Below are 11,383 nucleotides of genomic sequence, written 5' to 3'. Positions count from 1 at the left end.
TCATGGCATTGACAAACACCCGCACCATCATGGACCTGGCTGCCTCGGCCGGCACCGGCCAGGGCGCGTTCAACGTGATCCACCTGGAGACCATCGAGGGGCTGATCGGCGGCGCCGAGGCAGCCGGCCGCCCTGTCATCCTGCAAATCTCCGAAAACTGCGCGAAGTTCCACGGCGGGCTGGAACCCGTGGCCCTGGCGACGCTGGCCGCAGCCCGCAAGGCGTCGGTGCCGGTGGCAGTGCACCTTGACCATGCGGAGGACGAGGCGCTGGCCCGGGAAGCTGTCGACCTGGGCTTTGGCTCAATCATGTACGACGGCGCCCACCTTGAGTACGCCCAAAATGTTGAGGTCACGGCCCGGGTCGCCGCCTACGCCCACGAACGCGGTGTCTACGTGGAGGCCGAACTGGGCAAGGTTGGCGGCAAGGACGGGGCGCACGCACCCGGCGTGCTGACGGATCCGGGGGAAGCTGCCGCGTTTGTGGCTGCCACGGGTGTCGACGCACTGGCAGTTGCGGTGGGTTCCTCGCACGCAATGACCGAGCGCCGCGCCGCGTTGAACCTGGCCCGGATCGCCGAGCTCAAGGCTGCTTTGGACGTTCCCCTGGTGTTGCACGGCTCATCGGGGGTGTCAGATGAGAACATTGTGGCAGCGATTGCAGCAGGCATGACCAAGATCAACGTCTCCACCCACCTGAACGGTTTCTTTACCCGGGCGGTGCGTCAATATCTGGATGCCAACCCTGCCGTTGTGGATTCACGCAAGTACCTGGGCGCCGGCCGTGCGGCCCTGGTTCCCGAAGTTTCACGGTTGCTGGCGTTGTTTGCCGGCGCCGCCCACGCAGAAGACTAAACGCGGCGGCCGGTTGGCCGCCCAGGAGTTGGACATGAACAGAACTGAACGACTCACAGCGATTTTGGACATTCTGGCCGCCGACGGCCAGGTCGAAGTCGACGAGGTCGTGGCCAAGCTGGGGGTTTCCCCGGCAACTGCGCGCCGCGACCTCGACTCCCTGGCCAATGAGCGGCTGCTGACGCGCACCCGCGGCGGTGCCACCAGCGGTTCTGTTTCCTATGACCTGCCCGGACGCTATAACCGGGACGACCATGCCGAGGAAAAGCTGCAGATCGCCCACGCCGCCAGCGCGTTGATCCCCAAGGGCGCCGTCATTGGCCTGTGCGGCGGCACCACGAGCACGGCACTGGCCCAGGTGCTCTCCACCCGCGAGGACCTGATGGTCCAGTCCAACCGGCCGACGCTGACAGTTGTCACCAACGCGATCAACATTGCCGCCCAGCTGGCCATCCGGCCCAACTTCAAGATCATGGTCACCGGCGGCATAGTGAACCCGCGCTCCTACGAGCTGGTTGGCCCCTACGCGGACTCCATTTTGCAGCGCGTGGCCCTCGACTTTGCCTTCATCGGCGTCAACGGGATTGAACCGGGGGCCGGGCCCACCACCAATGACGAGGGCGAGGCATCAGTGAACTCCAAGATGGCACGCCGGGCCTCGGAGGCCTACATCCTGGCCGACGCCTCCAAGATCGGCAAACGCGCCTTCGCCACCATGGAGGAACACGATTTCAAGAACTTGATCACCGACTCACGCATCACCCCGGAGCAGCTGAAGGCGTTCAAGGAAGCCGGCACCGCGGTGATTGTGGCTCCGCAGCTTTAAGCGAAGAATTCCTTGCCGTAGTAGCTGCCCGCCGCGGGCAGTCCGCCGGGGATGGCAAAAACTGCCGAGCCGACATGGCGGATGTACTCGTTGAGCCGGTCCGAGCTGCCCAGTTTTCGCTGCAGTGCCACAAACTGTTCCGGGTTCTTCTGGAAGCTCAGGAACATCAACCCCGCATCCAGCCGGCCCACGGCGTCCAGCCCGTCGGTGAAATTGTAGCCCCGGCGCAGGATCTTCGTGCCGTTGTTGTTTTCATGGGCGGCCAGGGCAATGTGGGAATCGGCTGCGATGGCAGGCGTCCCGGACGGGTTCCCGGGAATCGCAGCGTGGAAGTCGGGGACGTCGTGCTCCTTTGTTCCTGACAAGGGGGCGCCTTCTTTCTTGCTCCGCCCAAAAATGCTTTGCTGGTCGCCAATGGGGTCTTCATCCCAGGTCTCGATGAGCATGTGGATCTTGCGGGCCACCAGGTAGCTGCCGCCAACCATCCACGGCTGCCTGGCTTCCCCGCCCACCCAGACATGGTCGGTGAAATCACCGGAGCCGCTGACGTTGCGGGTGCCGTCCTTGAAACCCATCAGGTTCCGCGGGGTCGACTGATTGGCTCCTGCGGAGGCCCGCCCAAAACCCAGCACCGTCCACCTCGTTTTCACGGCTGTGCGTGCCATGCGGGCCAGGTTCCGCACCGCGTGGTAGGCGACCTGGGGGTCGTTGGCGCAGGCCTGGATGCACAGGTCCCCGCCGGTCATGGCAGGATCCAGCGACTCGCCCGCCATGGCCGGCAGCTCGGCAAAATCTGCCGGCTTGAACTTCGCCAGCCCAAACCTGTCGTCAAACAACGACGGCCCAAAGCCCAATGTCAGCGTCAGCCCCTGCGGACCCATGCCGGCGGCTTCGCCGGTGTCACCGGGCACGGCCTGCTCACGCGCGGGCTCCACCTTGCCCACCGGGGACCCCGCCGTCATCTCGGCCATCGCCGCTGACCATTTGGCCAGCACCAGCTGCAGCTCCACGGCGGTCACGGCCGTCACATCGAACGCCGTAAACACCAGGTGGTCCTGCGGGGGTGTGTCGATTCCGCCCTGGTGTTCCCCATAAAACGGGTATGTCAGGGCTTCCCGGGCCGTGACAAGTTCGACGTCGGAGACGGCCCCGGGCGGGGTGGCGGCAGTGAGCGCCATGCCACCACCGGCGCCAAGGGCCAAGCCGCCGGCACCGGCCAGGGCGGCCGAACCGTTGAAGAACGTGCGGCGGGAAACGCCGTCCGCGGCGGGGGTTGCTTCAGTCATTTAAACCGTGGCCACTTTCTCGGAAATCTTGGCCAGCGGGGCCTGCAGCGACTGGATCAAGGCGGTGAGCTTGGCGGCGTCGGACTTCTTCAATTCCTCCGTGTAGGACTTCCAGCCACCGAGCGACGCGGGATCCTTGTAGTCCTCCAGGGCGGTGTTGACTGTTTCAAACTGGGCGGAAATCTGCCCGGTCAGGGCCGCATCGATCTGATCCAGTGCCGGCTTGAGGTATTCAAAGGCCTGCTGGGAGCCTTCGATGTTGGCGGCAAAGTCCACCAGGTCCAGCTTGGAGTAGGCCTCTTCCTCGCCGGTGATCTTCGAAGACTGGACTTCTTCCAGCAGGCTGCTGGCGCCATTGGCCAATTCTTCGGGCTTGTAGGAGGCGTTGGTCTCCAGCCCGGCGGTCAGCGTCTTCAAGGTGCCCACATTCCCGACGATGCCGGCGGCCAGGGCCTTGGAGGAATCGGTGATGGCCTTGGCCTCAAACAGGTCCTTCTCCAACGGGTGGAAACCTGTCCACTCGGTTCCGGGTTCGACGTCGGCCACGCGAAGGTCAAGCGCGGGGTCGAGGTCGGGGAAGCTTTCCGCCACCGGTTCGATGCGCTCAAAGAAGGGACGGGCCTCGGCATAGGCCTTCTGGCTGGCAGCCACATCGCCGGCATCAACGGCCGACTGCAGGGCGGCCGCCGCCAGGACAAGGCTGTCAACCTGGCCGGAAACGTACTTGGCGTAACCGTCTGTGCCCTCCTTCAACAAGTCGCCCACACCGTTGGCGGCTGCTGAGGCGGCGGCACCCGTCACGGAGAATGGGACGTTCTCGGCCGCGGCGCCGGGGCAGTACAGCTGGTATTCGCCGCCGGCCAGGGTGACTGTGAAACTGACCGACTTCAATCCGGGAATGACGTTTTCACGCTCGCCCAGGATGCGCTTGTCGCTGAGCAGCTCAACCTCGCTGACACCCGAGGCATCCTTGTTGGCGACGGTGAACGTGACGGGGCCGGCAGGCGCCGATGCGAAGTCAGGCACGCACTGGTCCTCGTCGTCGACCTTTTCAACGCTGACGGCGATCTGGGCGGCGCCGTTGCTGACGGGGGCGGCGTGGCCCTTCGGGGCTCCGGCGGCGTTCTCCTGCGTTGCGGCACCGCCGCAACCGGCCAGCGAAAGGGACAGCACGGCCGCGCCGGCCAGCAGGACAGGGGCTGTGGAGCGGAAAGTGCGGGGCGAAAAGGAGGTCATGGGTGTCCTTGGCTGGGGTGGAAACTCTGAATGCATGATGGCGTGCGCACGTGAAAATGGGGGCACTAAGCAGCCTCTGCGAAACGCAGGCGGCCGGGTGCGGGGATTCAGGGGGAGGGGGCGGTAACGAGGAGCTGGCGCCGGTTGCGGCGGCCGGCGACAAACAGCACCAGCGCAGCGATGATGAAAACTCCCGGCAGGTAGCGGGACCACAGCACATTTTCGGTGGTGGCCGAGGCAAAGCTGCTCAGCTCGGTGACGGCCGCGGTGACGTGTTCCTCGGGGACACGCCAGCCGTCGTCGCCGGCCACGGCAATGGTGCGTGAGCTGGCCAGACCGCCGCCGCTCAGGGTCAGGGTGTCTGACTGCGTGCTGACGGCGTCGATGATTGAGCCGTCGACGAGCCACACCGTGACCTCGCCCTTGTGGTTCCATGCCGCAGCGAACGGGCCGGGGTTGCTGGAGGTGCTGATGCCCACAGGCATCCGACCGCCGTTGAGCTCCGTCAGGGCCGCGACGTTGATGGTGGCCGGTTCCTGGCGGGCATCCGGTGTTGCCGCGGCGGAGTACACGGAGGCCGTGCGGCCCGCGTGGGACTCGGTGCCCTGGGCGGTGAGCGGATAGTTGCGCACCGTGCCGTCGCCGGTTGTCGCCACGAGTGTTTTTGGTGTGCCGGCACCGGAGCTGACTGCGGCGGCCGCGTTGTCAGCACCGGCCGCATTGGCCGCGCCCGGAGCGGCGGCGTGGCCGACGCCACTGTCCCCAGCCGCCGCGCCGCCCGACGTGACCCGCAGCGAAACCCCCGCCGCACCCGAGGAGGTGATGGTCGGCGTCGAACTTTCCCCCAGCGGGGCTGCCGGGATGGCCAGCGGTGCGGCCAGGACAAGGGCAAGGGCGGCTGCGCCGAGGGTTCCGGCGGCGGCGAACTGCACACGCGGAATGGCAGCGGCCGAGGGCTGCCAGGTGCGAGGCCACAGGATGAAGGCGAGCATGGGGACCAGGTAGAGCGCCCAGCCGAGGAGTTCGACGACGCGGGGGTCGTTGGGGATGCCGAAGACGCCGGTGAGAATGGCCGCGCGGGCGCTGCCGTTGGGGGCCAGCCAGCCGAGGTTGACGGTGGCGCCTTGGCCGACGTTGAGCCAGCCGGCCTCGTGGGCTGTGCGCAGCGACTTCAGCACCAGCCCCGCGGCGACGAACACCAGGAACACGCCTGTGGCCTTGAAGAATTTGGCGAGATTGAGCTTGATGGCGCCGCGGAAGAGCAGGACGCCAACGCCGGAGGCGATGGCCAGGCCGAGCACGGCGCCGGCTCCGGCGGACACCGGGTTCAAGGAGGACTGGAAGGCGGCGACCATGAAAACAGCTGTTTCAATGCCCTCGCGCAACACGGCGAGGAACGCCATTCCGGCCAGGGCAAGCACCGAGCCGCCTTTGAGCGCCGATCCGGCGTGGGCCTCCAGGGCCGACTTCATGGCGCGGGAATTCTTGCTCATCCACAGGATCATGAACGTCACGATGACGACGGCCACGGCCCCGATGACGGTCTCCATGGCTTCCTGCTGTTGCTGGGGGAGCGCCGCCGACACGATTTCAAGGATGATGCCGACGAGCGCGCTCAGGAAGACAGCCGCACCAACACCGAGCCACATGGGCTTGAGCGGGATGCCGTTGCGGCGCAGGAACGCCGCAATCATGCCCACGATGAGGGCAGCCTCAAGGCCTTCCCGCAGGCCGATGACCAATGTTGCAAGCACCCAAATACTCCGGTGTTCCGTCGACGTTTCAACTGGGGTGTGCCCCTGTACTTAGGACAGGTTACCCTTTGCCGGCCCGAAAATAATAATTAGGCCAGCCCGGTGTGGCCTAATGCGACGGGCGACGTGGTGCGGGGCTGGTGCTGCAGGCCCGGCCGGGAGCGGTCCGGCTCACCAAATATGCTCGGGGGCATCCAATACGGTCTTGGTCGGTTCAGCCTCGGTCCACTGCGCAAACTCGGTGTCAAGGAAATACTTTTCGCCGTCCCGCAGCAGCGTGCGGGTTTCGGCATTCCCGGGATTGTTCAGCGATTCAAAGTACTCCACCGACCAGTGGAACCAGCGCATGCAAAACAAGCGCATTGTCAGCCCGTGGGTGACGAGCAGGATGTTCGGCACGGAATCGTTCCCGGACCAATGCCTGAACAAGGTTTCCATGAAGGACGACACCCTGTCATACACATCCGAACCGGATTCACCCTCGCGAAACCTGTAGAAAAAATGTCCGTAGGCGTTGCGCAGTTCCTTTTGGTCGGCGATCTCAGCAGGGTTTTGGAAGTTCGCCCAGTCCTGCTCGCGCAGGCGCGGCTCCTCCACTGTGGTCGCCACGAGATCGCCCAGGTCCATGGCTTCAAGGGTCTGGTACGCCCGCAAATAAGGCGACACGTACACACGCACCTTCTGCCCGTCCAGCTGCCGTCGGACCTTCTCCCCGGCCTCCCTGGCCTGGGCGATGCCCAGCTCGGTCAGCGGGATCCGGTAGTCGGGAATCCGGTTGTAAATGGTCTGGTCAACGTTGGCCGCCGACTGTCCGTGGCGGACCATGATGATCTGGCGTGGGGCGCTCATGTTACCGAGCCTATCGCCAACCGTTCCCCCAGCCCGGAAGCCGGGCCCGGGCCCGCGCGGGCGTGTGCCCCCTGTGCGCTTTTGGTCCGGGGCGGGCATGATTGCCATATGACTGAATCAGTGCCTTCCGCTTCCAAGCACGACGTCGGCAGCCAGGTCCCGGCCCGGCCCGGCCCGGGTGCCGGGTCCGGCGTCGACCATCAGGGCTGGGGCGCCAAATCCCAACGGCGGCTCATCATCGAGGTGCTCCTGGTGCTGGGGGTCTCGCTGGGGCAGTCGGCCGTGTACTCGGTGGTGTCGCTGCTGGACAAGATGAGCCGGGCGCCGATTGCGGAGGGCACTTCAACGCTCAACGCGGTGCGCAACAACCGGGAAATTTTTGACTTCACGTACCAAATTTTGGACATCTTCTTCGCGCTGGTCCCTGTCATGCTGGTGTTTTACCTGCTGGCCGAACCCGGAAAATCCGTCTTTCGACGCATCGGCCTGGACTGGCGGCACCCCCTCCGCGACGGCCTGGGGGCGCTGGGGCTGCTGGTGGTCATTGGCGTGCCGTCGCTGGGCCTGTACGCCGCCGGGCGGGCGATGGGCGTCACCACCGAGATCATTCCCAGCGCCCTGGACCAGTATTGGTGGACTGTGCCCGTGCTGGTGATGTCGGCCATCCGTGCGGGCGTCCTGGAGGAAGTCATCCTGAACGGCTACCTGCTGGGGCGCCTGGAGAAGATTGGGCTGGGTGTGTGGGCGGCAATCCTGCTCAGCGCCCTGCTGCGCGCCAGCTACCACCTCTACCAGGGCTTCGGTCCGTTCATTGGCAACTTCGCGATGGGGCTGCTGTTTGGCTGGGTGTACAAGAAGTACGGACGGGTGGCTCCGCTGGTGGTGGCGCACGCCCTGGTTGACATCGCCGCGTTCACGCTGGGCCCGGCACTGGGATTTGGCGGCTGAAACAGCCTCCGCGCCGCCGTCCTGAGGGCCCCGGGGGCTGCTGTGGTCATTCGATCCCGGCCGGCCATGGGCGAATGACCACGATGGCCCCCGGGACCGTGAAAGCTGTCCGGATCGACCCCGTTCCGCCGTCCTTGGCCGGAGCTCGGCGGCCATCGGTGCCGTGCTCGTACTTGCCCAGGCCAACGAAAACGGCACCCGCCCACAAGGGGAGGGTGCCGACGTCGTTCCCCAACCGAACCCCAGCCTCGGCCGGGGAACCCTGCGATCGTGGGCCCGTGAAAGGCAAAAGCTAGATCGTGACGGGGCCGCCGGCCGTCTCAAAGGTGACTGACATGATACCCGGGGTGCCGCGTGGGGCGATCCACTCCACGTCAACGTCCTCCAGCGGCGCCTCGACAGGTTCGCCCAGCCACTCGGTGACGCGTTCGGCGCTGCCGGCGATGGTGAGCGAGGAAAGCCTGACGGTGGAGGGGCGCGCCTGCGACGGGTGCAGGGCCGGATCACCCTCCCACTTGAGCATGTAGGGGACCTGTGGGTCGGCGATGAGGCCCTTGATGCCGATCTGCTGCCAGATCAATTCCTGGCCGTCCGGGAACTTGCGGTTGCCGGGGACGGCGCTGCGGCCGAGGCGCTCCTCAAAGGGGACGAGATCGTCCACGGCGACGCACCAGCCCATCCAGCCGCCACCGGCTGCGGAGCGTGCCTGCACGGCCTGGCCGAAGGGTGCCTTGTCCGATGCCGGGTGGTTGAGGCACTCGACAATTTCCAGATAGTGGTGGTCCGTGAGGGGGATGATCATATTGCGTGTGCCGAAGCGCGGGTGGATTCCACCCTTCACAGCCTTGACCCCGAGGGCCGTCGCGATTCGCTCCGTGGTGGCGGCCAATCCATCTGATTCACTGGCGTAAGAAACATGGTCCATTCGCATAGCTTCATCTTGGCACTTTGTGATCAGGCTCTCGACTTAGCGTGCCCTAAGCCACATGGGACGTCAGATCTCGTGCGGATCCGGCGGCGCCGCCCGTGGGGCAGAATTGAGGGGTGACTGATTCTGGAAACACCCCGTTGTCCCTGCCCACCCCTGCCGCCCGGGAGGACCGCATCAGTGCCGCCATTGCCGCGGAGCTGGGTGTCCGGCAGGCCCAGGTTCGCGCCGCGATTGCCTTGATGGACGACGGCGCCAGCGTCCCCTTCATTGCCCGGTACAGAAAAGAGGCCACGGGGACCCTGGACGATGCCCAGCTCCGCGACCTGGAGGAGCGGCTGCGGTACCTGCGCGAGCTCGAGGCCCGCCGAGTGACGGTGCTCGAGACCATCCACGGCCTGGCCAAGTTGACAGCGGAGTTGCGCCGTTCCATCGATGCGGCCGCCACCAAATCCGACCTTGAAGATCTGTACCTGCCGTACAAATCAACCCGCAAGACCAAGGCTGATGCTGCCCGTGAGGCGGGACTGGAACCCCTGCTGGATGCGTTGCTGGCCGATCCGTCCAGATTCCCTGCTGTCGAAGCGGATGCCTTTGTCGACAACGCCCGCGGTGTGGCGAACGCCGACGACGCACTGGCCGGCGCCCGCGCCATCTTGATTGAACGCGCCGGCCAGGACGCCGTGCTCGTGGGCGGGCTGCGCGAGAAACTCTGGAAGACGGGCCGGCTGCGCTCCTCGGCGAAGGCCGGAAAGTCCGTGGACGGTGAAAAGTTCAAGGATTACTTTGACTTTGCCCAGCCTCCGCACACCCTGCCCGGCCACCGCGTGTTGGCGTTGCTGCGCGGCGAAAAGGAAGGCGTGCTGTCGCTGGACTTAGCCGAGGCCGACCCCCGTGATGCAGACGCCCAGGCCCAGGCGCGTTCCCGCTATGAAAGCGCCGTCGCCCATTCCCTGGGCATCACCGAATCCGGCAGGGCGGCCGACTCCTGGCTCATGACCAGCGCCCGGCTCGCATGGCGCACCCGCATCCTGACCCGCCTCTCAGTGGACCTGCGTGTGCGGCTGTTCCAAAGCGCGGAAGAGGAATCGGTGCGGGTTTTCGCCGCCAATCTGCGCGACGTGCTTTTGGCCGCGCCGGCAGGAAACCGCGCCACGCTGGGTCTCGACCCGGGGCTGCGCACGGGCACCAAAGTCGCCATCGTGGACGGCACCGGCAAGGTCGCGGCCACCGACACCATCTATCCCCACGCGCCGGCCAAGCGCTGGAACGAAGCCTTGGCCACGCTGGTGTCCCTGTCGCAACGCCATGGCGTTGAGCTGGTCGCCATCGGCAACGGCACCGCCAGCCGGGAAACAGACAAGCTGGCGGCCGAACTGGTCGCCGAGCTCAAGCGGCTGGCGCCGGACCGCCTGGTCACGAAGCTGGTGGTGTCCGAGGCCGGCGCCTCGGTGTATTCCGCCTCCGCGCTGGCCAGCGCCGAGCTGCCAGGCATGGACGTGTCCCTGCGCGGGGCCGTGTCCATTGCGCGGCGCCTGCAGGATCCGCTGGCCGAATTGGTGAAGATCGACCCCAAATCGATTGGTGTGGGCCAGTACCAGCACGACCTCACCCCGGCGAAACTTGAACGCTCACTGGGCGCCGTGGTGGAGGACTGTGTGAACGCCGTCGGCGTGGACCTCAACACCGCGTCTCCCGCGCTGCTGGCGAGGGTGGCCGGCGTCGGACCGCTGTTGAGCGAAAACATTGTGGCCCACAGGAACGAACATGGACCCTTCACCAAGCGCCGCGAACTGCTCAAGGTTGCCCGGCTTGGCCCGAAGGCCTTTGAACAGTGCGCCGGGTTCCTGCGGATCAGCGGGGGAGCGGAGCCGCTCGACGCGTCCAGCGTGCACCCCGAGGCTTATGGCGTGGCGCGCAAGATCCTCGCCGCGGTGGGTGCGTCGACGGCGGAAATCTCCGGGGGAGTGGGTGCCGCTGCTTCCGTGAACCCGGCCGAATTTGTCGACGGCAGCTTTGGCCTGCCCACGGTGCAGGACATCGTTGCCGAGCTGCAAAAGCCCGGCCGCGACCCCCGCCCCCGCTTTGAAACGGCCACCTTCACCGACGGCATCGAGAAAATCACCGACCTGCGCCCGGGCATGATCCTGGAAGGAACGGTCTCCAATGTGGCGGCGTTTGGCGCCTTTGTTGACATTGGCGTGCACCAGGACGGACTTGTCCACGTCTCAGCCATGAGCAATTCCTTCGTTTCCGATCCACACGCGGTGGTCAAGTCCGGCCAGGTCGTGCGTGTGAAGGTCCTTGAGGTGGAGCCCGAACGCAAGCGCATCTCCCTGACCCTGCGCCTGGATGACGAGGTGGGGGCCGGTGCCAAGGCAGGATCTTCCCAGCCAGGGAAGCCCGACGCCGGCCCCCGGACTTCCGGGCGTCCCTCGCCGAAGGGCGGCGGGACCGATGGCCGCGGACGAGGGCCGGGTAGTCAGCAGGGCACCAAGCAGGGGCCGGGTCAGGGTCCCCGGGGTGCCGGTGCGCAGGGCCGCCCCAACACCGCTGCGCCGTCGGCCGACACCGCCATGGCCGAGGCGCTGCGCCGGGCGGGACTTGGCAAGTAGGTCCGGGTCCGGGCCCATCAGCGTTCCGAAGCAGCCCGGCGGCAGGGGGCGGGCGCTGGCAGGTGCGTGTCCGGCGTCGTCCGTGCC

9 protein-coding genes are annotated in these 11,383 nt (G+C 66.2%); 4 read left to right on the top strand and 5 right to left on the bottom strand.

Going from position 1 to position 11,383, the window contains the following annotated elements; all coding sequences use genetic code 11:
* The first annotated feature begins 2 nt into the window (after positions 1-2).
* Both AC1L6K_RS16535 and AC1L6K_RS16530 read left to right on the top strand, forming a co-directional pair.
* Complete coding sequence (locus AC1L6K_RS16535) at positions 3-854, top strand: class II fructose-bisphosphate aldolase (protein WP_480949926.1); 852 nt, start codon at positions 3-5, stop codon at positions 852-854.
* Between the two features lie 34 nt (positions 855-888).
* The gene (locus AC1L6K_RS16530) at positions 889-1,680 is read left to right on the top strand and encodes a DeoR/GlpR family DNA-binding transcription regulator (protein ID WP_480949925.1); all 792 of its coding nucleotides are present in this window, start codon (positions 889-891) and stop codon (positions 1,678-1,680) included.
* Here AC1L6K_RS16530 and efeB read toward each other — a convergent pair.
* The 4 genes from efeB to AC1L6K_RS16510 all read right to left on the bottom strand — a co-directional run bounded on the left by efeB (position 1,677) and on the right by AC1L6K_RS16510 (position 6,805).
* Positions 1,677-2,966 (bottom strand): iron uptake transporter deferrochelatase/peroxidase subunit, encoded by a 1,290-nt coding sequence (efeB, locus tag AC1L6K_RS16525; RefSeq protein WP_480949924.1) that lies wholly within the window; start codon positions 2,964-2,966, stop codon positions 1,677-1,679. The two genes, AC1L6K_RS16530 and efeB, sit on opposite strands and share 4 nt — an antisense overlap.
* The gene (gene efeO / locus AC1L6K_RS16520; protein WP_480949923.1) at positions 2,967-4,202 is read right to left on the bottom strand and encodes an iron uptake system protein EfeO; all 1,236 of its coding nucleotides are present in this window, start codon (positions 4,200-4,202) and stop codon (positions 2,967-2,969) included.
* Positions 4,203-4,309: 107 nt separating this feature from the next.
* Positions 4,310-5,956 (bottom strand): iron uptake transporter permease EfeU, encoded by a 1,647-nt coding sequence (gene efeU / locus AC1L6K_RS16515; RefSeq protein WP_480949922.1) that lies wholly within the window; start codon positions 5,954-5,956, stop codon positions 4,310-4,312.
* A 171-nt stretch (positions 5,957-6,127) separates the two neighbouring features.
* Positions 6,128-6,805 carry a histidine phosphatase family protein gene (locus tag AC1L6K_RS16510; protein ID WP_480949921.1) on the bottom strand — a complete coding sequence of 226 codons (678 nt, stop codon included), beginning with the start codon at positions 6,803-6,805 and terminating at the stop codon, positions 6,128-6,130.
* A 108-nt stretch (positions 6,806-6,913) separates the two neighbouring features.
* On the opposite strand from AC1L6K_RS16510, the gene AC1L6K_RS16505 reads away from it, so the two are divergent.
* Positions 6,914-7,753 carry a CPBP family intramembrane glutamic endopeptidase gene (locus tag AC1L6K_RS16505; RefSeq protein ID WP_480949920.1) on the top strand — a complete coding sequence of 280 codons (840 nt, stop codon included), beginning with the start codon at positions 6,914-6,916 and terminating at the stop codon, positions 7,751-7,753.
* Positions 7,754-8,045: 292 nt separating this feature from the next.
* Here the strand turns inward: AC1L6K_RS16505 and AC1L6K_RS16500 are convergent, their stop codons facing one another.
* Entirely contained in the window at positions 8,046-8,684 is a 639-nt protein-coding gene (locus tag AC1L6K_RS16500; protein ID WP_480949919.1) for a VOC family protein, read from the bottom strand.
* Positions 8,685-8,797: 113 nt separating this feature from the next.
* Here AC1L6K_RS16500 and AC1L6K_RS16495 point away from each other — a divergent pair, with 113 nt between their 5' ends.
* Positions 8,798-11,296, top strand: coding sequence for a Tex family protein (locus AC1L6K_RS16495; RefSeq protein ID WP_480949918.1), 2,499 nt, complete (start codon positions 8,798-8,800; stop codon positions 11,294-11,296).
* Positions 11,297-11,383: the final 87 nt, after the last annotated feature.

This window comes from Specibacter sp. BI4, assembly GCF_056680095.1.
This window is presented reverse-complemented; position numbering and strand designations above follow the sequence as displayed.

What these genes read in the sequence shown, in the direction of transcription:
- AC1L6K_RS16535 (WP_480949926.1), top strand. Translation starts at nt 3, where the DNA reads ATGGCATTGACAAACACCCGCACCATCATGGACCTGGCTGCCTCGGCC.
- AC1L6K_RS16530 (WP_480949925.1), top strand. Translation starts at nt 889, where the DNA reads ATGAACAGAACTGAACGACTCACAGCGATTTTGGACATTCTGGCCGCC.
- efeB (WP_480949924.1), bottom strand. Translation starts at nt 2,966, where the DNA reads ATGACTGAAGCAACCCCCGCCGCGGACGGCGTTTCCCGCCGCACGTTC.
- efeO (WP_480949923.1), bottom strand. Translation starts at nt 4,202, where the DNA reads ATGACCTCCTTTTCGCCCCGCACTTTCCGCTCCACAGCCCCTGTCCTG.
- AC1L6K_RS16510 (WP_480949921.1), bottom strand. Translation starts at nt 6,805, where the DNA reads ATGAGCGCCCCACGCCAGATCATCATGGTCCGCCACGGACAGTCGGCG.
- AC1L6K_RS16505 (WP_480949920.1), top strand. Translation starts at nt 6,914, where the DNA reads ATGACTGAATCAGTGCCTTCCGCTTCCAAGCACGACGTCGGCAGCCAG.
- AC1L6K_RS16500 (WP_480949919.1), bottom strand. Translation starts at nt 8,684, where the DNA reads ATGCGAATGGACCATGTTTCTTACGCCAGTGAATCAGATGGATTGGCC.